The following is a 22,495-nucleotide window of genomic DNA, read 5'->3' on the forward strand; positions in this document are numbered from 1 at the left end:
ACTTACGGTGCGATCAACCTGGCTGGCGCGCAATTGTCTGGTATTGAAAACATCACAGCCAATTCAGCAGTCGTCATCACCGCCAGCCAATACGCGGCATTAATCGCAGCGCGTGCCGCATTGAACCTGTCCGGTCCGGTACTGACATTCACTGGTGCAGGTCCACATCAACTGACGATTGTGGATGATATCGCTGGTGTGAATAATATTGATCTGTCGTATATCTCCGTCACTGGCGGTACCCTGGTGTATGACGTGACATCGGCTTCGAATGCGACCGGTGGTGGTGTCAATAACAGCACGACTTCCAATGCCATTATTGTATCCGGTGGTGCCAGCGTGATTGATGGCACGGTCGGCACCAATCCATCGAATGGCAATGGCCAGGCCGCCAACAGCACTGTATTGACTGCAGGCGGGGTATTCAATGGCACAGCTGGACTGAATGAGAACTTCACCGGCAATGTGGCAGCACTGGTGGGCACAACCGTCAACGGCAATGGTAGCGACGCGGACACCATCACCATCTCTGGTGGCGGTACAGTCAACATCGGTGGTGGTAATACCATCACCAATATCAAGACACTGGCCACCGACAATACCGCAACCAATGTCAACTTCACTGTCGCTACCTCCGGCATCACCACCATCAACGGTGGCACTGGCAACGACAATGTCAACCTGACCAATTCTGGCAGCTCCATGCTGGCTGGCAATGTCAATCTGGGCGCGGGCAATAATACCCTGACGCTGGAAGGCAAGTCTTATAGTGGCACCTTTGTGGCAGGTGCAGGCAGCGATACCCTGTTCCTGGTCAATGGCAGTAATATCAGCGCGGCGAATGTCAGCGGTTTTGAAACTGTCAATATCGCCAATAATGCATCTGTCACCATGACAGCGGCACAGTTTGGTGGTTTTACCACCGTTACAGCCGCAGCGGCTGAAACGGTGAACTTCACCACCGCTGGTACGATCACTGGTAACGCCAATGTAGAAAACTATGTACTGGCCAATGGCAGCAATACCTTTACCGCGGCAACTGGCCTGGTATCGGTGACGGGTGGTACGGGCAATGACACCATCAATGCCAGCTCAGCCATTATTACTGCTTCCACAGCCATCAATGGTGGTGCAGGGACAGATACCTTGAATGTTGGTGCGGTAACCGCCGCTTTGGACATGTCTGCCAAAGTCAGCAATGTAGAAACAGTCAACGTTACAGGCGGCACAACTGCAACCTGGACCGTTGCCAATGAAAACGGTGCTGGCGTCACCCTGAACTTCACCAAGTCAGCTTCTACTGCCATCAATGGCATCACGCTGGGTTCGGGTGGCCAGACCCTCAATATCCTGGGTACAGGCACAGGTGCCAGTACCATCACCGGTGGTTCTGGTGTGGATACCATCAATTTGTCCACCACGGCAACTGGTGCAGATGTGATTGTGGCAGGCTCGAACATCAATGCCATGGATACTGTCAATAATTTCAAGGCAGCAGGTGCAGACAGTTTCGGGACTGGCGTTATCGCGACCTCGCTGTTTAACCTGACTATCGCCAATGCTGACAGCAGCAACCTGGCGGCAGCCATTGCGACTGCCGCAACAGCAGCGGGGGCGAGCCTTGCCAATACTGGCCAGGCCTATACCATCACCGTCAACAGTGGTACCGCAGCAGGTACGTATGTGTTCCAGAATTCGGGCAGTAGCGCAACAGCCGTGGATGGCAGCGACTTTATCGTCAAACTGGGTGGCACCACAGGCAGTATTGTGGCCAGTGACTTTGGTATTGCCAATGCCGTCAGTGTCACCCCCGGCGGCACGTTCAATGGTGTCTCTGGCGCCAACGATATCTTCATGTCCAGCATTCCTGGTCTCAATGGGACGACCATTGCCGGTAATGCAGCAGATACGGATGTACTGACCCTGACTACAGCGGGCACTGTCAACCTCAATAATGGCAGCACCGGTGGCACTATCAGCAACGTCAAGGTTCTGAATCTGGCCAATGGTACCAATACCATCACCTACAACACGCCAGCAGGCTTCACCACCATCAATGGCGGCTCTGGCGATGATACCTTTATTCCCAACACAGCCTTGCTTCCTATTGTTGTGAATGGCGGCCTGGGCACCGACACTATCGTTCTGTCAGCAACGTATGCTGCCACAGCTTCCGGTTCCGGCACCTTTGCCAGCAATGTGACCGGCTTTGAGAAATTGCGTCTCACCAGTGTCACCAACCAGACCATAGACCTGCAAACCCTGGGTAACTATAGCGACGTCACTTTCTCTGCCGCGAATGGCCTGACACTGAGCAACTTGCCGAGCAATGGCAATATCACGCTCAATGGCACGGGCACGGCCTTTACCATTTCCAATGCTGCGTTTGTCGGTGGTGTCAATGATGTCGTCAACCTGACTTTGACTGACGGCAGTACTTCTGGCGTTTCCTTTGCCAGCGTCGGCATTACTGCATCTGGTGTTGAGACTGTCAATATCAGTATCAACGATACCCAAGCCACGCCCACAGGCCTGTTCAATGACAACATGACCTGGCTTGGTAACTCGGTCAAGACCTTTAATGTGAGTGGCAATGCAGGCCTGACCTTGTCATCATCGAGCACCGCGCTGACAAGCGTTGATGCCAGCGGCATCACCTTGGGTGGCTTTACCTGGACAGCCAGTGCCCTGACAGGCGCAGCGACGGTCAAAGGCAGTGCCAGCGGTACCAATACCGTCAACATGAACTCTGCCACGGCAGGTGTTAACTACATTGGCGGTAGTGGTAACGACAATGTGACAATCAGTGCCACTGTTTCCAGTACGGCGTCCTTGGGCAACGGCAACAATAGCATGGCCCTCAATGGCGTTACCATCCTTGGTACTTATACCGCTGGTACAGGTACTGACAGCCTGGCGTTCTTCTCGTCGACACCGGATATCAGCAATGCCACGATCACAGGATTTGAAAACCTGACGGTGACCAATAATGCCAACATCACGGCAACCATCGCCCAGATGTCGCAATTTACGGGCACCGTCAATGCATCAGGAACTGAGACGTTGAATCTGACGACATCTGGTAGCTTCAATGCCTTCAGTACGATAGAGAAGTACAACCTTGCCAATGGCACCAATAACTTCACCTCAGCCAATGTGGCTGTCAGTGTAATCGGTGGTACAGGTGCAGATACCTTTAACTTTACGGCCAACCAGATCATCAACTTCCTGACCACGGTGGATGGTGGCAATGGTACAGATGCAATTAATATCGGTGCGACCACCACCCAGAACATTGATCTGAGCACTAAAGTCGCGAATATCGAAACCATCAACGTTGCAGGCAGTATAGGTACGGCCAGTCTCACCAACATGAATGGCGCAGGTGTCACGCTAAACTATACCAAGAGCACAGGTGACAACACCATTACCCTGGGTACGGGTGGCCAGACATTGAACCTGCTGGGTTCCAGTTCTGCGGCGACTACCATCACCGGTGGTGCGGCGGTGGATACGATTAATCTGCAGACCGCTGGTTCAGGCTCGGAAACACTGATAGCAACTGGGGCCAATATGTCGAACCAGACACAGGTCGATGTAGTGGGTAATTTCAATGCGACGGGCACGGATTACTTCAAGACTGGCGTCAATGCGATGACCTTAAGCACCAGGAACATCCCCAGTGCTACTACCGCCAACTATCTGACCGCCATAGGCGCTGATTTGACCGCCTTTCTCAACAACAGTGACCAGGTTTTCCTGATCACGATAGCGGGCGGTACGGCAGCAGGCACTTATCTGTTCCAGAACACCGGTTCAGATACCAGCCAGTTTGACACTACCGACTTCTTCGTACAATTAACGGGTACGGTTGGTACTATTACTGTGGCGAATTTGATTGCATAAATCAACACATCACCACGACAGGCATTGATCCCGGTACCTGTCTACAGCATTCAAAACGCCAGCATTGCTGGCGTTTTTTTTGTCTTTCGCTTCCATAGTTTTCTATGCTTTATTGTAGTAAGAGACAAATCTGCCGGCATCTTTTTGAAATTGCTTGAAATTCCTTGAAATTGTAAATCTAGTGTATTACTATATTAATACACGTGATGGTGATGTGTTAATCATTAACCCCATGTGAAGCTACCACAACGCATTCATCCTGACGATGGAGGTGTCCAGGTATTCGCTTAAACAGGATGAAAGGCCGGAACATGGAGCATGAAACATGACGCCAGGCATGACAAACATTAAACCGCGCCAGTTGGGCGCGGAGATATTCCAGGTGGTGACAGGGAGTAGCGAGCCTATCTATCGCCAGTTGATAGAGCAATTGCGACGCCTGCAGGCGGGCGGACAAATTGCAGCGGGTGATGCCATGCCTTCGGTGCGTGATGTCGCCACCGGGCTGGGTGTCAACCCCATGACGGTATCCAAGGCTTACAGCATGCTCGAAGCAGAAGGTTTGCTGGTACGCCGCCGTGGGCTGGGCATGGAAGTCGCGGCACAGGCCAGCGGCCATTCTGATCTTGCATCGAGGCTGGAATTATTGCGCCCCAGCCTTGAACGTATCGCACTGGAAGCCAGTCAGCTCGAACTTGACTCCAGCGCAGTCATCACACTCTTGACCAGTATTCTTAAAGGAAAATAAGCATGCAAGTTCATTTAAATGCACCCGTGCATATCCAGGGATTGAGTAAATCGTTCAGCGGGCAAGCTGTCTTGAAAAATCTGGACTGGCAGATTGCACCAGGCAGTATCGTCGGCCTGCTGGGACGCAATGGTGCAGGTAAATCGACATTGATAGAATGCCTGCTGGGTTTGCGTGATATCGATGGCGGCACATCCAGCCTGTATGGCGAAGCAGCAGGACAGCTCAGTGCAGAGACGAGAGCCAGGATAGCCTATGTACCACAGCGCAGTGACCTCTTTGAATGGCTGACGGCAAGGCAGATGCTGGCTTATTTCCAGTTACTGTACCCACGCTGGAACGACAGCAAGGTTCAGTCATTGATGCAAGCCTGGGAGCTACCTTATGACAAGGCCATCAACAAACTCTCGGTAGGGCAAAAGCAACGTTTGTCCATCATCCGCGCACTGGCGCATGATCCTGAGTTGCTTATCCTGGATGAGCCAGTATCCAGCCTTGACCCGGCAGGCCGCCGTGAATTCTTGCGCGAACTCATAGACCGCGTCATCGAAAAACAGACCACCATCGTGTTCTCTACCCATATCCTGTCTGATCTTGAAAGGGTGGCGATGGATGTCGCCTTTCTCAGTGACGGGCAAATTGTTCATCAACAATCACTGGACGACATGATGGATAACACAGTGCGTATCACTGGGTCATCAACCGTATTGCGGCAACTGCATCCTGCAAAAATATTGCGTCAGACTGAAAATGCAAGTGGTGAGGCCAAGCTGCTGGCGCAATTCAGCCATGAACAATTATATGCACTGGAAGCACGTCAGGATGTCCGTATCGATAAGCTCAGCCTGGAAGACTTGTTCATAGAAATGACATGCTGAAATTCTCGGTGAATAAGCGCCTGTACCACCATGCCTGGCAAATTTCCATTCACTGGTTGATGAGAACTGAGAAAGAATAATATGAAGGCCATTATTTCAATATGGATGCAGCCCGTCTATGGACGTATCAATGCGGGCAGTCTTAAATCTGCCTACTTCATCCTGGCATTGATTTGTTTGATTCCATTTGTTGAGCTGCTTTCTGTCACCGAATACGAACCCAGTGCGAGGGCCATCTTAAAGACATGCGCCAACGGGCTAGGATCAGTGTTGCTGACGATTTTATTTTTCTGGTTTATCTTCCTGATACCCAGTGCCGTCATGCAATACACGCCCACTTGTGCCAACTTGGTGCCGAATATGAAATGGCGTATGCAGGCTGCCCTTGCACTGCCTATTTTACTCATTCCATTGTTGTTTCCTCTGGCATTGCGCATGCATGGGAAGTTTTTCCAGGGATGGTTCTTTGGCGTAATCGCCATGCTGGTATACGTTGCTACTATTCGCAATAAGCTGGTAATCATTCTGCTCATATTGTTGACACAGCTTCCCGCTTGGTTATTTCGAAATAGCAATACATTGCCCATGCAGCTTGACTGGAATCAGCCCGTGTTGCTGGTGATCGCTGGATTCTCGCTGACCGCTCTGATTCTACATTGGGTGTTTTCCGTGCGTGGTGATGCACTTTTTAAAATCGCCGATAGCATACCTACGATGAGAATGTACATGCGTGGTGAAGAAGCAGGCATGAATTCGTATTCCTTGAAGTTCCTCAACCCCTATCACTTCTTCTTACGCCGAAGTATGGGCAAGGTGCGTGCTGTACCAGGAGAAGTCGGGCAATTGATAGCATTCTCCATAGGTTCGCAGGCTTTTTGGTTGAGCAGTTTTATCCCGGTGGTAGTAATGAGTGCAGGTTTGAGCATCTACTTCGCGTTCTACTTTCACGATTCTTCGAAGAAAGAAGCGCTTGATCATTCAGTAGTATATTTAGCTGCCTTGGTGTCTTTTATCATCCTACCGCCTATCTACGCCGCTTTTGTGCGCGGCTGCGTTTCTCAACGCCGGGAAGAGCAAGGTTTGCTATTACTAGCACCCAATTTAACCAACCAGCACGAGCAGGGCAAGACGATACTATATTTTATATTGCGTCAGTATTTGGGTCTGTGGTTAGTGTCAGCTGTATTTGCCTTGAGTGGGGCCTATTTATGCTCTACCTCAGACTATATGCACGAAGTAATCTGGCTAATTTCATTTAGCCTGTTGCCAGTGAGTGTCTTGAGCCTGACCAATTATGCGCATATCCCATCCAGCTATCAATCTTCATTGCTGGCGGCATTGACTATACCGATGTTCCTGGGCGTCGCCATGCTTGGCCTGCATGCGCTTGTTCCTGGCTTGCCTGTCTGGCTTATCTGCGGTTTGATTGCGGGTGCTACTGCAGCCATATTACGCTGGCGTTGGCAGACGCTGATGCAGGCTGAGACTTTGTTTCCAGTTGGCCGTGCTGCGTGAAAGGTACATCATGCGACTCTTGATCCTGATTTGCGTGCTTGCTTTGCTCGTCATTATGTTGCTGGCCCCACCAGAACTGGCAGAACCAGCCGGGCGGGTCTCCTTGTTGTCTTGCAAGCAAGACCAAACTGGGGAAGATATCTGGGAATGCCTGGGCATCAAGCTAGGGAAAATCACCCTGGAAGTGCTGTATTCATACTTTAGTATAGGGCACATAAAGCTGTAAATCGCCTATATTCACTGCATCTCTTCGTTGAATAGTCAACATTAAGGATCTCAGTATGAATATGCCACTGCCCATGCAAGTATTTGCACCTGCCGCCAAAAAAGAAGATGCCAGAAGTCTGAGCGCGCTGGAACAGTATGAACGCCGCCGCCAGGTCATACGCGCCCACCAGCGCGGCGCCAGAAAAGTCCAGATCGCACGTGAACTGGGGCTTAGCTATACTGCAGTCTGCCTGATTATTGCCCGTTACCAGGAGCAGGGCGCAGATGCCATTCTGCCGCACCGCCGTGGCCGCCGTTCAGGCGAAGGCCGTGCCATGAGTACCGAGCAAGAAGAGCAAGTACAACAACTGATACGTGACAACAAGCCACGCCAGTTGCAGATGGACTTTGCTGAATGGACACGTCCTGCCGTCGCTGAGCTCATCAGCAAGCACCTGGGCGTCAAAATCCACATACGCTCAGTGACCAACTACCTGAAGCGCTGGAACATCGTGGTAGAAAGGGCAGTACCCAGCCCTTATCTGCGTACGCAAAAGCTGATGATGCTTGACATGGCAGAACAGGTGAAAACCCCGGTTCCATCCATGCCCATGATGCCATCGATTTATGACCCGCTGACCCAGGCTGCATCCCACTCGTATTAATGAATGGAATGGAATAGAGGCGCTGGAGTTAGGGCTTAGCCCAGCCACTTCAGCAAATCGCGCAGGCGTTGTTCATTATTGCCGGTATCAAATTCCTTGATACCGATTTGCTTCAGCGTGGGTTTGCCTGCTTCTGTATCATCGAGCAGCCCCAGTTCTTTTTTCAAGGCCTGGATTTGCGCTGCCGTGATCTTGGGATGGGCAATCAAGGGCTGGTAAGGTTGTGGCTGGCTGGTATGGATGACGCGGTGGCCGGTTTTTTCAAGGTTCTTGGCTACGCCTGAGTAAGAGGCAATGCCACCAACATCGGCCAGCAGATTGTCAAGGTAAAACAATACTGCACCCTGTTCTTTGGCATACTGGATTTTCTCTGTCGCCAGGTTGAAACCATTGTGCGTCAATTCTGCCGAACAGAATTTCGACATATAAGAAATCTTTTCAGGCAAGGCTATGCGTTTGCCTTTTATATCAGCGATACTCTTCAATGGTGATGCCTTGGGTACGATCAGCAGGCACTGACCATCAGGCTTGGATGTCGAGACCAATTGATATTTATAGTCGCGCACGCCGCGCGCTGGATAATCACTTGGCCGGGCAATCACAAAATCCATCTTGCCGGCTTTCATGCCTTCTTCAAGCTGGGAAAACTCACGCGCTACCACCACCGTTACTTTTTTACCCAGGGCCTTGCCCATGACTTCGGCCAGGCCAGTATATTTTTCTATGACCTGGGCTGCATCAAGCCCGCCAGATGTGCCTTCACTGACGTAGAGACTATAGTTGTTTTGCGCCTGCACCTGAGCAGTAAAACCAGCCAGGCAGCAAGCTGCAATCGAGAGAACTTTTTTCATATCCGTCATCCTGGGAAACTGTTCAACATTCTTGTCACGTAGTTGTCATGTGGTTGTCATGTGGTTGTCGCGTATTGATCACATACGCCAACACCAGACGCATGCAAATGATGGGTGACCGGTTACGCCAACGCAACTTGCGGAAAGGCCAACTTTAATCCAGATAAGCTGATACAAGCAACCATTTTTAACATTCTTGTTTTTGTAAAATGCTTTTTTGCAACCTGTCAAAAAAGTAAGTTATTGCCAAATAAACCATGCAGGGAGGCAGAAAATTTCATGATCAGTTTGCCTATAAATCTGCTATTGTTGCCGCATAAATCAGCACTTTTAAATAGCGGAGTGAATATGAACCAGTTTTCCCACTATGCCCGTACTTTGGTAGCGGCACTGTTGATCAGCAGCCTGGGCCCGGCCAGCGTCATGGCACAAACACCCGCGCCTGCCAAAGCGCAGGCAACACAAAAATCCAAAGTAGTTTTTCAGGTCAGTGATGGCGAAAGCCGCAAATGGGAACTGGCTTTGAATAACGTAAAGAATGTCATCAAAGACCTGGGCAAGGAAAATGTCGAGGTAGAAATTGTCGCCTATGGCCCCGGCATAGACATGTTCAAGTTTGAGACACCCGTTGCCAGCCGCATAGAAGAAGTCATGAAGCTCGGGGCCCATGTCGTGATCTGCGAGAACACCATGCGCGCACAGAAAATCAGCAAATCAGACATGCTCGACAATCTCGATTATGTTGAAGCAGGCGTGTCGCAACTGATCAGGCGGCAGCAGCAGGGCTATGCTTACATCAGGCCGTGATGTGCAGCAGGGCGGTAGCTAAGCTATAATTTGCTCCTGGCATCATTGGGCTAATCAGCTCATTCAAGCGAATCCATACGGATTCCATCAGGAGGAACGACCTTCCCCAGTTTGGGAATGAATGTCCGGGACGGCCCGGCTCTTTGAAAGGAGAGCCGTCATGGCTTGGATATTATTGATACTGGCAGGTCTGTTTGAAGTCGTCTGGGCTTTCGCCATGAAGCAGTCTGAAGGTTTCACGAAAGTTGTCCCCTCTATCGTCACCATCGCAGGCATGATAGTCAGCTTTGCTTTGCTGGCCTTATCCATGCGTACCCTGCCATTAGGCACCGCCTATACCATGTGGACAGGCATAGGCGCCGTCGGTGCTTTCATTCTCGGGATTGTCTTCTTTGGAGAGCAATTGAATTTCATGCGTATCTGTGCATTGCTGCTCATCATCTGCGGCCTGGTTTTCATGAAAATGTCTTCACCGCATTAGATTGCAATTGACTGGATCGCAATTCATATATCTAAGCCCTTGATATACCCTTGTATGTCAAGGTCTTTGAAGACTATATGCTCAAGCCAGCTTCAAAGCTTCCAGCGTGCTTTGCGTCGCTTTGCAATCAAAATCAATGATCTGGTAATCCGCGACATCTGCCTGTACATAAGAATCTTCCGCCAGTATTTGCAAGAGCCTTTCCTTGCTGATGCTCTGTACGGCGATGATGCCGCCGAGCCCACTCTTTTTTGGGCCAGCGAACAGGAATATGCCTTCCTTCAGGTAACGGCTCACCCATTCGCCATGGGCTTTGATATGTGGCTCTACTTCGCCAGGGTTCTTGCTATAACTGACATTGAGTATGAACATGATGTTTTCCTGAGTTTTTCTAGAATGTAAAGTGAGGGGCAAAAACTTGAATAGCTGTTGATTGCTGTTCAATGTTTTAATTCTGTTCCAAACCAGCCGGACAGCTGATGCCAGTATATTTAGCGGTAATACTTTGATAAAGTAGCAACAGGTTTGTAGATAGCTTAGCGCTGGTGTTGAATCCGGCAGGTGTTGGTGTCATTGGCAGTTGCTTCAATTTAGCTGCAAGTACTCCTTAATTCGAAAGTTCACATCATGATGTTGAGCCTGATCAGGAAAATTTCTTCCCTGCTTTTATTGCTTTGTTTTGTACTGCCTCTTTCCAAATGCGAATCAAAAATGCAGCCGCAAAAGGAAGCACAATCGCAAACTGCAAATGACCAGGCTAAGCAAAATGAGGTGGGGAAAGAGGCCGTGAAAGTGGTTGCGAAAGATAATTTACTATATGGCTATGTCTTATTGATCGACGGTTGGGAGGACGTGCGCAAAAACAAGACGATGGCAAGCAGCTTGACCATGCTCGCAGTACTTGCCGTTTTTTTTCTGCCTTGTGGGCTGCTAGTTTTGAAGGAAAAACCACAAGCCATTATTACCTTGCTGGCCAGTGTGCTTGCAGGCCCAGCCTTGTTCTTTTGGGTGCTGGTGTGGGGGACGCCGCAAGCCGGTGGTGTGCTGGCGATTGTCTGCTGGATCAGTTTATTCTTAGTCAGCCTGATCTATTGCTGGCGCTGGGCTTTGCATTGGTGGCGGCAAAGAAAAGCACTGGGATGAATAATCTCGATTAGCCTGAAATCGGAAAGAATGCACTGTGATCAAAAGTGTAAGCACTGGTGACAAAGTAAAATGACAGACACTGTGAGTGGCATTTTTTTTGCCGGGAATTGCTTACAAACATTTAGCCGCATGCTGTTCTTGAAACTTAGAATGCAAAACTCTTCAAGACATTCCAGGTTTTAACCATACAAGGACATAAGCATGAAAATTTCCAGATTCGCCGCCATCTCCAGCATCGCCTTGCTCTTGCCACTGACTGCATTTGCAGGCAAGGCAGAGCGCGACTTCATGAGTAATGAAGTTGAGCCCGCAGTCAAGGCTGCCACCAGCAGCCTGAAAACATCTTGTGGTTGCGACGTCAAATTCGACATCAAGGCCGACAGTTTTCAAAGCACAGACGACATGTTCAAGATCAAGTATTTTGCCGCTACCATCAAGGACAATGTTGCTTCCTATTGCGCTGATGCCGCGACCAAAAAAGCCATGTGCAAGATGAAGTCCATAGAATTCAGCAAGGCTGCGACGACTTACCTCAAGTTTGCTGGCGGTAAAGTCTCAGCAACGACTGATGGCACTTCCCAGCCTTCATGGGAAATGCTGACGAGGGAAGTGGATAAATAAAACTCATCGACCGCAAAAGATAAGAATGGGGTGGCCTGATCATGGCCACCCTTTTTTTTGTGACTATTTTCTGTACTTTAAAAATCCCAGCACATTTCTCAATTATGTACTATCATAAGTTACATGAGAAAAGACAGTAAACTTTCTTCCATCCTCCACGTGCTATTGCACATGGCGCATGGACAACGGGCCATGACTTCTGAAGAACTGGCGCAATACCTGACAACCAATCCGGTGCTGGTCAGGCGTGTGCTGGCGGGCTTGCGCAGCCGTGGCTACGTGAGTTCTGACAAGGGCCATGGTGGCGGCTGGGTTATTTCTTGCGACTTGCAAACAGTGACCTTGCGAGACATCTACGATGCGCTCGGCGCACCTACCGTATTTGCCATGGGCAACCGCAATGACAAGCCTGAATGTCTGGTAGAGCAAGTCGTCAACGAAGCACTCGCAACTGCCTTTGACGAAGCAGAAGCCTTGCTCATCGCCCGTCTGGGTGACGTAACACTGGCTGATCTGGCGACAGAGTTCAGCCGCAAATTTAATGCACACAGCAAGAACAAGGGAAAAAGCCATGACCATCATCACTAAGGGCATGATGTTTGATGCCATCATCATCGGCGGCAGCTATGCCGGGCTTTCTGCCGCCATGCAACTCGTACGCGCCAGGCGGCATGTGCTGGTCATCGATGGTGGCCAGCGCCGCAACCGCTTTGTTGAATACTCACACGGTTTTCTGGGACAAGATGGTAAGAAAGCCAGCGCCATTGCCAGTGAAGGCAAGGCACAGTTGATGGCCTATAAAACCGTCACCTGGGTAGAGGGGCAGGCCACCTCGGTAGCTCGCCAGGATGATGGGTTTATCGTATCCGTTGAGGGGCAGGGCAATTACGAGGCACGCAGGCTGATACTCGCCATCGGCGTCACAGATGATTTACCGGCGATAGAAGGCTTGGCAGAACGCTGGGGGCGCAGCATCTTCCACTGCCCATATTGTCACGGCTATGAAATTGATAATGGCCGCATTGGCGTACTGGCTACCAGCCCGCTGTCGTATCACCATGCGATGATGCTGCCAGACTGGGGGCAAGTCACGCTGTTCACCAATTTATGCTTTGAGCCAGATGCTGAGCAATTGGTGGCTTTGCAAAAGCGTGGCGTCACAATAGAAGCCGCACCTGTGAGCAAAATCAGCGGCCTTGCCACGGTAGAGCTGCAAGACGGCAGGCAACATGAAATGGATGGCCTGTTCACCATGGGCACCATTCGCATCAACAGTCCCTTCGCCACACAATTGGCTTGCGAAATGACAGAAGGCCCCATGGGTACGGTTATCCGCACTAACGAGACCAAAGCCACCAGCGTGCCCGGCGTATTCGCCTGCGGTGACGCCGCCCGTATGGCAGGCAATGTGGCAATGGCCGTCGCTGACGGCGCGATGGCAGGAGTAGCAGCTCACCAGTCCATGATCTTTGAGGCCAAGGCGGCATGATGGCGTGGTGGCTTGGTGGAGGAGAGAGGCAACGCATAGTCTGGTCATGTTCATGACATAAATCTGGAATAAATTTCTGTCTGCTGTTTTGACAGAAATTTCCTCCACCTGAACTGATCATTGATGCCATGAACCCATCTGAAAACCGTCGCCACCAACGCGTGCAATTCTTCTTAGTTTCCCTCGGCACCCACGAGATACGCCCGGTTTGGGTATTCAACTCCCCCGAACATGCTGATGCCCTGCCAGCCCTGCTGGTTAACCTCAGCACGGGTGGCCTGCAGGTGCTGACCGAACTCGAATCCGAAATGCCATCCGGCCAGTACCAGCTCAGCTTTTTACCAGATGTAGCGCAGCCCGACATGGCACTGGGCGATTGCCAGATACAATTGCTGTGGACAGAACGTGAAGCGGGTATGCACACCAGATCAGGCTTTGCCTTTACCGGGCAGATACCGGCAGAATTGCAGGATTTACTCACGCATGAGGATGCAGCGAAGATGTTTTTGCGATGTGTGATTATGCCCGTGAGTGAGGTGAGGGCAAACTATTTGGAGACGGTTTAAGGTTCTCTTAACTACGACGAACAATGTCTTCAGTTCGCAATATGATTACAGGTTGTGTTGATGTTGCTTTTGATTTTCGCAGTTCCCATGTGTCGGCGCCGTTTGTGCGGTACAGAAAATGGAAAAAGAAGAGCCGCTGTTTGAGCGAAGCGAGTTTCGGATCTTCCCATTTTTTGTACCGCATAAACGGGTACCCCCTTTAGGGGGCGACGACGCCTGGGGCGCCTTCTTTGGCATACCTTTCTTGGCGACGCAAGAAAGGTATGTAGCTGTCGGGCTACCCCCGACCAGCAATCGTCGATCACGTGAGAAGACATTTTAGAATCAAGTTCGTAGCCGCATGCAATTCTGATGGTAATGTACTTTGCAGTATGTTAAGAATGCCACTGAAGCGCCTACCTTCTAGATTTCAACCAAAAGCATGCAGGAATGACGTTAACACGAATATGGCTTATCAGAAGCAACGTGATAATTGCGACTAAAAAACTTTAAACATTGTCGGCACTAAATGGGCGTACAGTTCAATCTGCACCACCCATCAAAACCTCGTCCCGCTTTTTCTTCGTCAAGCCCGACAACGCCTTTTGATAAGAATACTCGAGCAATTCCCGCAAATACTCTTCAGGAAATTGCTCAACAGCGACGATGGTGATCCAATGAAATCGCCCCATGTACCGCGCCGGTTTTACGCCCGGCATATCAGTCAGCTCAAGAAAGCGAGCAGGTGTCACCCGTATGCTGAAACGCCAGCGCTCAGGCTCGCTGGTCTTGAAGTAGGCAAAGGATTTTTCGCCCACGCTATATGCCAGCACATTACTGGGAGCTGCGTGTAGTCTTTCACGGGCGCCAGCATAACTGGCACATAATTTTTTGAGAGCGGCTAGTTTCATTGCAGGCTTAAGATCAATAGCAAAATGGGATACGTAAGTATCTCAGTGTATTGCAATTCCGGCAATCTTGCTTGAGCAGTAAGAGGCAAGCCAGGCTTGCCCCTCAGCACCAGAGCCTTAGTTGCGCAGCCCACGATATTCCAGCACACTAAAAGCCAGCACCACCAGTGCCTGCACACTGACAAGGACAAATCCCAATATACTGGGTTCAAACCAGACTTCCATCGTCAATATGCTGGCGATGACCCAGCCCAGGTTGCCGAGTATGACGATCCATACTAGTGGGGCAGGCGGCTTTGTTTCGCCACCGGCACGGCTGGTAAAACCCACCAGTGCAGCAACCGGGAACAGGCTGGCACCTGCCATGAACAAAAAGTCTTTGGGCAAGCCCAGCAGGCCAGACAACAGACCGGACGTGGCGACCAGCAGCAAGCCCATGGCAAGGCCAGTGATGGCATCCAGTGCCAGTATGGTGCGCAGCGACAGGGTAGGGGCATGCAATTTAACGGCAGCAGATGCATTAGAAGCAGTTGACATGATGTATCTCCAAAAACAGTTGAGGGGATTGCAGTTTCGCTCTACATTTGCAGCGAGTCGATTACCTGGCAGGTAATGGCGCTCATGCAACAGGGCAGGGATAATGCAGGCTCAGGTATCCATATTTCTTAAGGGAAGCGCAATGGCTCATCTCACATCGGCGACAGCAGAACAGACAGAGGCACCAGTCGGTACCCTGATACGTGAATGGCGCACGCAACGCAAAATAAGCCAGATGGAACTGGCGCTAGATATCGATATTTCGCCACGTCACCTGAGCTTTGTAGAAACTGGGCGCTCACGCCCCAGTGCTGAACTCTTGATGAGCATCGCCAGCCAGCTTGATGTACCCCTGCGCGCCCGCAATACCTGGCTGCTGGCGGCAGGCTATGCACCGCGCTATAGCGAACAGGGGCTGGATACGGCCCGCATGGCCCAAGCCAAGGCAGCAGTACAGCGCCTGCTCGATACCCATGACCCTTATCCCGGTGTTGCGCTGGACAGGCACTGGAATGTGGTCTTGCATAACAGCGCCGCTGCCAAACTCATGAGCCTGTTGCCGCCAGAATTGTTGACACCAGAAATCAATATCTTCAGGGCCAGCCTGCATCCTCGAGGCTTTGCGGCTTTTACCAAAAACTTTGCAGAATGGGGTAGCTATCTTTTGCAAGTCCTGCAAAGGCTGATGCTGAGTGCCCGCGATGAAGCCATCATCGCCCTGGTGGAAGAAGTGCATGCTTATCCCAATGTCATCGCCCTCAAACAGCAAACACCCGTCACGCAAGCAACAGAACCCTCTTTGCTGATACCCTGCATCATGGAGCTTCATGGCCATGAACTTTCGCTATTCACTACCCTGACCACCTTTGGCAGCCCGCGCGACATCACCCTGCATGAGCTGTGCGTGGAATTGTTTTATCCTGCAGATACACCAACCGAAGTCTTTTTGAAGGCAATGGCAGGGTGACCGTGGTGATTATGCACAATCGATAAATCTTGGTAAGATGCCTGTTCTCTTCCCTCCCAAGGACAAGCATCATGTACAAACTGCATAGCCTCTGCCAGTCTGGCAATTCCTTCAAGGTCGCTTTTTTATTGCGCGCACTGAACCAGCCTTTTGAGAACGCCTTTGTCGATATGTTCCAGGGTGTTACCCGCAGCAATGAATGGCGCGAGCAAGCCAATGAAATGGGGGAGGTGCCCATACTAGAAGACGGCGAACGCAGGCTGACACAGTCTGGCGTAATCCTCAGCTACCTTGCCAACAAGCATGGCGCTTTTGGTGGCAAGAATGAAGATGAAAAACTCGAAGTATTGCGCTGGCTTTTATTTGATAACCACAAGTTCACCAGTTATTTTGCCAGCTACCGCTTCAATAAATCCTTTGGTCCCTCTGCCCCCGATCCGGCTGTCCAGGCCTGGCTGTTGGGGCGCATAGACAATGCCTTCACTATTGTCAACAAACATCTGGCAGGCCGAGAATACCTGGTCGGCGATGCACCGACGATTGCTGATTTTTCCCTGAGTGCCTACCTGTTTTATCCTGAAGAAGAGAGTGGCTACAAGCTGACAGACCGCTACCCGCACATCGTCGCCTGGCTGGACCGCTTGCGTGCCTTGCCAGGCTGGGCACATCCTTATGAAGTCTTGCCAGGTGAGCGGATTACGCCCAAGTGGTGAATAAGTTTTGGTAAAAACTATTTCGGAAGCAGCATGAAATCAGCATGACAGTCAAAGTAAAGCACAGCATCAATATTGCAGAGTTGCGCAGTATCATTAATTCCATATTGTCGCATGTGGAAGATGATTTGCAGTTGAAAGAGGTTGAACTGACCGAAGACTACTACTGGGCCATGCCAGACGATTCTTTATACGCCATACTTGAGGACGCTAAGGAACCGAATATAGGCAGCCTGTGTGAAGATCTGGAATTCAGCAAACACGTAATCAACGACAAGACACATGCATTTCCATTGATGCTGACTCATGTCGCACCTTTGCTGCAATATCTGGCATTGAATATAAAAAAAGTTTAGGGCTATCCTGTAATGTTAAACAAGACCTTCGCTTTTATGGCTTTATGCGTGACCGGTTTATTTTTAAATTTTTTATTGGTGGATAGCGTCCATGCAGATACTCCTTTGCAGCCACCACATAAAATCACGCGTGCCAGCCAGAATCAACAATATCAGATCATTTCTGATCCGCTCCTTGGTACGCAAGTCCTGGATAAGAATAACAAGTTGCTCTGGAAAATGTCTGGCTGGTTTCGTGCGCCCTCTATCAGCAATGATGGCGAATATTGTGTGACTGAGTATGATGGCCTGAACCTGATACCCCAGGATTATAGTCACGACATGGTCATGCTGACCTTCTGGAAGCATGGCAAGGTATTGCGAAAGGTCAGATTGAAGGAGATCATTCCCGACAAGCGCATCTTGAAAGAAACTGTTTCGCATTATTACTGGGGTCATGGGTTGGGCATAGATGAACATGGAAAATTCATAGTCCAGACAGCTGACGAAAAGCGCCTGTTTTTTGATATACGCACAGGCAAGCTTGTCACACCCTGAGCGGTTCACGCGAAATGTGACTGCGGCGGACGGGGTTGCGTTGTTGATTGGAGGGAAATCTGTTACTTGAATGATTGCTAATTTGCATGCTAAATTAGCAGCATGGTCAGATAATCAAGCCAGCTTTTTCATGGAGACAATATGAATCCCAAAGTCGATGCCTACGTCAGCAAAGCCAAGACCTGGAAAGAAGAAATCGAGCAATTGCGCAGCATAGTCCTTGAATGCCCATTGACTGAAGAATTCAAGTGGGGCAACCCCTGCTATACGCATGAGGATACAAATATTGTTCTTATTCATGTCTTCAAGGAATATGCTGCCCTGCTGTTTTTCAAGGGAGCGCTGCTAAAAGACAGCAAGGGTTTGCTGGTACAGCAGACCGAGAATACCCAGGCGGCGAGGCAACTTCGTTTCACCAGCGTTGAAGAAATCAGCAAGAAAAAAACCGCGATCAAAGCTTATATCAAGGATGCGATTGCAGTAGAAAAAGCCGGTTTGAAGGTGGAATTCAAAAAGACGACAGAATTCAATATGCCTGAAGAATTCCAGATCAAGCTTGACAGCATGCCCGCTTTGAAAAAAGCGTTTGAAGCATTGACCCCTGGGCGGCAAAGAGCATACCTGCTGCATTTCTCTACCGCCAAACAATCCAGGACCCGCGAATCAAGAGTGGAAAAAGCGATTCCGCAGATACTGGAAGGCAAGGGGCTGGATGATGAATGAGTTCTTTTCAGCTGTCAGCTGTCAGCCGTCAGCGCACGCTCAACTTAGCAGATCGCTGGCAGCCAGATTGCCTGTGATGGCTGCCGGTTTCAGGGCAAAGATGGCACTGCCTTCGGGCAAGGGCAGGTTACCTTCATACAGGGCGGCAAAAATGCTGCGTTCAAAGCGCAATGCATCTGCTGGTAACTGCTGACCAGAATCACGTCGCAAGCGCGCCAGAAATGCCGCATTGGTTTCATTCTCTGCACGTATAAAACGCTGCATGTCCTTGCCGCGCAACAGCACTTCCTGGCTACGCGCGGCAGCATGCAGAAGGCATAGCTCATACATGGATGGGCGCGTGCCGCTGGCAAAGTAGGCGATCAGCTCGGGGCAAATGGTGGTGATGGCATTGTTTGAGCTGGCGACATTATTCATGGCGAACATGCCTGTGGAATACATGTCCAGCCAGTGCAGGCGCCCATCCTGCAGGTCGATGACCATGGGCAGGAAGATGCCATTGGCCCCTTGCAGATTGAACCTGAGCTCGACCGTGCGTGGGTCAAAATGATGTCCTTGAACATCGTCCCTGAACATGATGCCAGCATAGGCACGTTCCAGGTCTTCAAAGGCCATACCTGAATAATTATTCAAGACCACCACTGCATAGCGTATACCTTGCAGCTGGGCTGCTTCAAGATCGATATCGACAAATTCACTGGCGCCATCAGGGAAAGGGGCACTGGTGATATCGCCAGAACTACGGGCGATATGCTGACCATTTTTGCTCTGCAACTGCAATTGGTAATAGGAGCAAACTCCCTGATACTGCCAGTCAGCGTCATAAAAACCGACTGACAAATCCAGGTCAGTACGGCTGGCATTGCTCTCAGGCTGACACCAGTGTAAAAACAGGCGTGCAGTTTTTTCTGGTGTGACAGCAATGCTGGAGCCGCGCGGCAGGCTGATCGCTGATTTGCTCGCAGTTCTTTCATTGAACGGCACGATGATGTCTTGTAATGCCCGGTCTATGATGAATTGATCATAGTGGGGTTTTGCAGCAAAGCGCTGCATGAGTTGTTCTTCCAGTGCGGCGACTATTTCTACTATGGTATTTGTGTCCAGGTTTGCTCTGGTCTCAGGTGCAAACACAGCTTTGGCGACCTGGCCCTTGGGCCAATATATCCTGGTTTTAACAGCCTGCGTCCTGACTGGCAGGTGAGCCAGTAAGGTGAGCAGCACCGGTGTGGCAAATTGCGGCAGCGCCTTCTGAAACGCAGACTTGACCTGGGCAAGTGCTGTTTCATCAGTACCCGCCGTTCGCAGTAATAAATCCAGACGGCGTGCCAGTTCGCCCGGCCTTTGCGCCAGCAAGCCAGCCATGGCACCCGCATCGCCCAGGCGCAGCTTGGCTTCAAGCTTGCCGTAAAAAGTCTGGAAGGCAGGCGCTGGCGTGCCGTCGGCAGATTTTTTGCGGATGATGGTAAAGGCGGCTGCCACCTGAGGGTAGCGGTTTTTGTATTCATGCGGATGCAGGAATTCACCCATCCATACCCAATACGATCTGTGCCTGAGCATGTCTTCAGTCAGCAAATCAGGACGCAGGCTTTCCATGAAGCCCAGAAGCGACTTGCGTAGTGGGCGGCTCAGTTTGGCAACTTTAAAGCGTTTGACCAGCCGGGTGACTTGCATATGGGTGTGGCGTTTGGCCCAGGCGAGCCAGTGGTTGGATTCAAACCATGGCCGGTATTTTTTGACACCACGCATTTCTGCAATGGCGAGTTGCCGGTAAACAGTCTGGCCCTGTAAGGCGGGGTCAGCGCCCGAATAGGCTGCGATCAGGCGCAGCACATCGGTGGCAGTGCTGATATACGATTTTGCTGCATCCATGACCGGGGCCGGCTCACATTGCTTCAACAAGTTGCCAAACAAAAGGGCAATGTTTTCACGCACGGGTATGACTTCCGGCAACCATGGTATGACTGCCACCCCATACTCTTGCACGATGGCGATGAAGTCGTCCTTGTCCACGGGTGACATGGCTTGCTTGCGCTCGCACAGGCTGTGCAAGAATTCTTTTGCTGCGGCATCTACATCCTGGCCCAGATCCAGCAGCTTGAAAATAATGTTTTCTTTTGGCTGCTGGCGTGCTTGGGCTGGCTTGAAGAATGCTGATGACTCTGTTTGCTGGCCGCAGATTGGGCAGGCAGAATAATTACTACCGTCATAGCAATGATCACAAACCACATGTTCACAAGGCGCCAATACATGTGTGCTGCCAGTTTGTGAACAGAATAGACAGGGCTGATCAGGTAGTTGCAGGAAGTGACTGAGCACACGCTGACGCCACAGTGCATGCGTATCTGCGGGCACATCTTCAGGGAAACGACGAAACTGCGGCATCAACTGCTGGTTACCACCGACTTTTTCCAGTAAAACTTTCCATACATGCTTTTGGATCTGCGTTAGTGCATTCGCGCTCTGGCCTTGCAAGGCCAGACGCAGACGGGTGGAGACGGCATAACCCAGTTTCGCCAGATTGATTTCAAAAGCTTGCAGATAGGATTCTGGCAGAAGGCTGGCGTCTGTGCCTGCTTCTACAAAAACCAGATGTTTTCTTCTGAGCAGTAAAGCCTGTGTCGCAGAAAATGGCAAAGTCATGCACGCTTCCAACAAAAAACGGAAGAGGGCCCGAGCCAACTTCCGCTGATGATCAAAGTATCCCTGATATAAAATCAGGTGAAGAAATAAGTTGCGAAGGAAATCGACCGGGCTGTTTCAGGTTGTAGAAGGAAGCCCAGTCTGAGCCTTCGCAATACAGATGCTAACGCAAATACTGTCAGAAGATCAAGGGTTTGGGAAAAGGATAGGTTTGAAAGCGGTGCGCTAAAACCCAGGCCCTTCATACCGTATTCCGCTCGATATGATGAGGCCGATGTCATCACCCAGCGAGTCTGCTGCCGGGGTAAGGGTGTTTGCTGGGGTGCTGCTCTTCATGATAATTCGGGGCACGGGTTTGCATGGTGAGGGCATTACCCAGCACAGTCGTTGTCGTCAGTGCGGCTTTGTCACTACCCCAGCAAGCGAGGGCAGAGTTGCGGTTGCCGTGCAGGTCTATGATGATGCGCCTGGACTGTTCTTCTGACAGTTGCCCTTCAGGTGGCGCTGGCCTGGTCTTCGGCGGCAAGACGATGGCATCATCTGGCGCCACCCACAGGTCGGCCAGACAAATTTCTTGCACATAGGGCCGCCAGCGTGCCACGCTGATGACCAGGGGTAAGTCATCCTGCGAAAAGAAGATGTGAGGAAAGTCATGGAATTCGAGGTCAGTGGGATTATGGGTCAGCAACTCGCGCCGCCGGCGGCCACCTATGTAGGGAGACTGATGGCCCGCCCATTTGCCATACGTATATTGGGCCATGATCATGCCCTCATATTCAAAGCGCAGGCACTCACCGCTTTTCAGTAGGGTCATGCCAAAGGCCTGCACGCTTTCCCTGGTGGCGGTGATGGCTTCGTAATGGACTTCTGCCACCTTGAAATTGAATTCGGTAATCTGGTAAGGGTGACCATCATTCGGTATGGTCTTGGGCTGGTGGCTGATGCCCTTGTATTTTGTGCCCAGCTCAAGATCGGGATTATCTTCGGCGATGCTGATCTCAGTGCCAAACGCCTGGCGCAATTGCCTGCAGTGACCGCGCTCGTTATACAGATAGGGATATACGCCGGGCAGCAAGTCTATGTAAGGACCATCTTCTATGAAGATAGGGGCATCAAAGTTTTCATTACTCAAGGCAGCACTCCCGGTCGCATGGATGATGGTCGCTGGCAGGCTTTGCTGCCAGCGGCATTGCAGGTCCATGCTAACTGGTAATCGCTGTTTTGTGCTATTTTTTTGATAAGTGCTGCTTAT

24 protein-coding genes are annotated in these 22,495 nt (G+C 50.8%); 18 read left to right on the plus strand and 6 right to left on the minus strand.

Annotated elements, in window-relative coordinates; genetic code table 11:
- The 6 genes from ACO0LN_RS02295 to ACO0LN_RS02320 form a co-directional block, all read left to right on the plus strand.
- The coding region (locus ACO0LN_RS02295) for a beta strand repeat-containing protein (protein ID WP_422970775.1) at positions 1–3,906 on the plus strand (3,906 nt) is incomplete at its 5' end.
- 337 nt (positions 3,907–4,243) lie between these two features.
- A complete protein-coding gene (locus ACO0LN_RS02300; protein ID WP_422970776.1) occupies positions 4,244–4,654 on the plus strand; it encodes a GntR family transcriptional regulator in 411 nt (136 codons plus the stop codon).
- Between the two features lie 2 nt (positions 4,655–4,656).
- Complete coding sequence (locus ACO0LN_RS02305) at positions 4,657–5,532, plus strand: ABC transporter ATP-binding protein (RefSeq protein ID WP_422970777.1); 876 nt, start codon at positions 4,657–4,659, stop codon at positions 5,530–5,532.
- Between the two features lie 81 nt (positions 5,533–5,613).
- Positions 5,614–7,047 carry a hypothetical protein gene (locus tag ACO0LN_RS02310; RefSeq protein WP_422970778.1) on the plus strand — a complete coding sequence of 478 codons (1,434 nt, stop codon included), beginning with the start codon at positions 5,614–5,616 and terminating at the stop codon, positions 7,045–7,047.
- A 10-nt stretch (positions 7,048–7,057) separates the two neighbouring features.
- On the plus strand, positions 7,058–7,273 hold the full coding sequence (locus tag ACO0LN_RS02315) for a hypothetical protein (RefSeq protein WP_422970779.1): 216 nt from the start codon (positions 7,058–7,060) through the stop codon (positions 7,271–7,273).
- 55 nt (positions 7,274–7,328) lie between these two features.
- The gene (locus ACO0LN_RS02320; protein WP_422970780.1) at positions 7,329–7,919 is read left to right on the plus strand and encodes a helix-turn-helix domain-containing protein; all 591 of its coding nucleotides are present in this window, start codon (positions 7,329–7,331) and stop codon (positions 7,917–7,919) included.
- Between the two features lie 35 nt (positions 7,920–7,954).
- On the opposite strand, the gene ACO0LN_RS02325 is transcribed toward ACO0LN_RS02320, so the two are convergent.
- Positions 7,955–8,770, minus strand: a complete 816-nt coding sequence (locus ACO0LN_RS02325; RefSeq protein WP_422970781.1) for a phosphate/phosphite/phosphonate ABC transporter substrate-binding protein — start codon at positions 8,768–8,770, stop codon at positions 7,955–7,957.
- Between the two features lie 348 nt (positions 8,771–9,118).
- Between ACO0LN_RS02325 and ACO0LN_RS02330 the strand changes: the two genes are divergently transcribed.
- Complete coding sequence (locus ACO0LN_RS02330; RefSeq protein WP_422970782.1) at positions 9,119–9,577, plus strand: DsrE family protein; 459 nt, start codon at positions 9,119–9,121, stop codon at positions 9,575–9,577.
- 160 nt (positions 9,578–9,737) lie between these two features.
- Positions 9,738–10,058: a quaternary ammonium compound efflux SMR transporter SugE gene (gene sugE / locus ACO0LN_RS02335; RefSeq protein WP_162059833.1), complete on the plus strand. Its 321-nt coding sequence runs from the start codon at positions 9,738–9,740 to the stop codon at positions 10,056–10,058.
- 81 nt (positions 10,059–10,139) lie between these two features.
- On the opposite strand, the gene ACO0LN_RS02340 is transcribed toward sugE, so the two are convergent.
- The gene (locus ACO0LN_RS02340) at positions 10,140–10,430 is read right to left on the minus strand and encodes a YciI family protein (protein WP_422970783.1); all 291 of its coding nucleotides are present in this window, start codon (positions 10,428–10,430) and stop codon (positions 10,140–10,142) included.
- A 339-nt stretch (positions 10,431–10,769) separates the two neighbouring features.
- On the opposite strand from ACO0LN_RS02340, the gene ACO0LN_RS02345 reads away from it, so the two are divergent.
- The 5 genes from ACO0LN_RS02345 (at position 10,770) to ACO0LN_RS02365 (ending at position 13,880) form a co-directional block, all read left to right on the plus strand.
- Positions 10,770–11,201 carry a hypothetical protein gene (locus tag ACO0LN_RS02345; protein WP_422970784.1) on the plus strand — a complete coding sequence of 144 codons (432 nt, stop codon included), beginning with the start codon at positions 10,770–10,772 and terminating at the stop codon, positions 11,199–11,201.
- A 204-nt stretch (positions 11,202–11,405) separates the two neighbouring features.
- Entirely contained in the window at positions 11,406–11,825 is a 420-nt protein-coding gene (locus tag ACO0LN_RS02350) for a hypothetical protein (RefSeq protein ID WP_422970785.1), read from the plus strand.
- A 123-nt stretch (positions 11,826–11,948) separates the two neighbouring features.
- Positions 11,949–12,413 carry an RrF2 family transcriptional regulator gene (locus ACO0LN_RS02355; RefSeq protein WP_422970786.1) on the plus strand — a complete coding sequence of 155 codons (465 nt, stop codon included), beginning with the start codon at positions 11,949–11,951 and terminating at the stop codon, positions 12,411–12,413.
- Positions 12,397–13,314 carry an NAD(P)/FAD-dependent oxidoreductase gene (locus ACO0LN_RS02360; RefSeq protein ID WP_422970787.1) on the plus strand — a complete coding sequence of 306 codons (918 nt, stop codon included), beginning with the start codon at positions 12,397–12,399 and terminating at the stop codon, positions 13,312–13,314. Before ACO0LN_RS02355 ends, ACO0LN_RS02360 begins: the two co-directional genes overlap by 17 nt.
- A gap of 128 nt (positions 13,315–13,442) precedes the next feature.
- Positions 13,443–13,880, plus strand: a complete 438-nt coding sequence (locus ACO0LN_RS02365) for a hypothetical protein (protein ID WP_422970788.1) — start codon at positions 13,443–13,445, stop codon at positions 13,878–13,880.
- 521 nt (positions 13,881–14,401) lie between these two features.
- On the opposite strand, the gene ACO0LN_RS02370 is transcribed toward ACO0LN_RS02365, so the two are convergent.
- Entirely contained in the window at positions 14,402–14,770 is a 369-nt protein-coding gene (locus ACO0LN_RS02370) for an MmcQ/YjbR family DNA-binding protein (RefSeq protein ID WP_422970789.1), read from the minus strand.
- 117 nt (positions 14,771–14,887) lie between these two features.
- Positions 14,888–15,307, minus strand: a complete 420-nt coding sequence (locus tag ACO0LN_RS02375; RefSeq protein WP_422970790.1) for a hypothetical protein — start codon at positions 15,305–15,307, stop codon at positions 14,888–14,890.
- 142 nt (positions 15,308–15,449) lie between these two features.
- Between ACO0LN_RS02375 and ACO0LN_RS02380 the strand changes: the two genes are divergently transcribed.
- The 5 genes from ACO0LN_RS02380 to ACO0LN_RS02400 all read left to right on the plus strand — a co-directional run bounded on the left by ACO0LN_RS02380 (position 15,450) and on the right by ACO0LN_RS02400 (position 18,603).
- A complete protein-coding gene (locus tag ACO0LN_RS02380; RefSeq protein WP_422970791.1) occupies positions 15,450–16,274 on the plus strand; it encodes a helix-turn-helix domain-containing protein in 825 nt (274 codons plus the stop codon).
- Positions 16,275–16,345: 71 nt separating this feature from the next.
- The gene (locus ACO0LN_RS02385) at positions 16,346–16,987 is read left to right on the plus strand and encodes a glutathione S-transferase family protein (protein ID WP_422970792.1); all 642 of its coding nucleotides are present in this window, start codon (positions 16,346–16,348) and stop codon (positions 16,985–16,987) included.
- 44 nt (positions 16,988–17,031) lie between these two features.
- Positions 17,032–17,343, plus strand: coding sequence for a hypothetical protein (locus tag ACO0LN_RS02390; protein ID WP_422970793.1), 312 nt, complete (start codon positions 17,032–17,034; stop codon positions 17,341–17,343).
- 12 nt (positions 17,344–17,355) lie between these two features.
- Positions 17,356–17,880 carry a hypothetical protein gene (locus ACO0LN_RS02395; RefSeq protein WP_422970794.1) on the plus strand — a complete coding sequence of 175 codons (525 nt, stop codon included), beginning with the start codon at positions 17,356–17,358 and terminating at the stop codon, positions 17,878–17,880.
- A 141-nt stretch (positions 17,881–18,021) separates the two neighbouring features.
- Entirely contained in the window at positions 18,022–18,603 is a 582-nt protein-coding gene (locus ACO0LN_RS02400) for a YdeI/OmpD-associated family protein (protein WP_422970795.1), read from the plus strand.
- Between the two features lie 39 nt (positions 18,604–18,642).
- Here the strand turns inward: ACO0LN_RS02400 and ACO0LN_RS02405 are convergent, their stop codons facing one another.
- Together ACO0LN_RS02405 and ACO0LN_RS02410 are read right to left on the minus strand one after the other, a co-directional pair.
- Positions 18,643–21,243, minus strand: coding sequence for an MXAN_6230/SCO0854 family RING domain-containing protein (locus tag ACO0LN_RS02405; protein ID WP_422970796.1), 2,601 nt, complete (start codon positions 21,241–21,243; stop codon positions 18,643–18,645).
- A gap of 280 nt (positions 21,244–21,523) precedes the next feature.
- Positions 21,524–22,444: a hypothetical protein gene (locus ACO0LN_RS02410; RefSeq protein WP_422970797.1), complete on the minus strand. Its 921-nt coding sequence runs from the start codon at positions 22,442–22,444 to the stop codon at positions 21,524–21,526.
- Positions 22,445–22,495 lie beyond the last annotated feature (51 nt).

Origin of the sequence: Undibacterium sp. TC9W, from assembly GCF_049339865.1 — a bacterium.
Classification (GTDB): Bacteria; Pseudomonadota; Gammaproteobacteria; order Burkholderiales; family Burkholderiaceae_D; genus Undibacterium.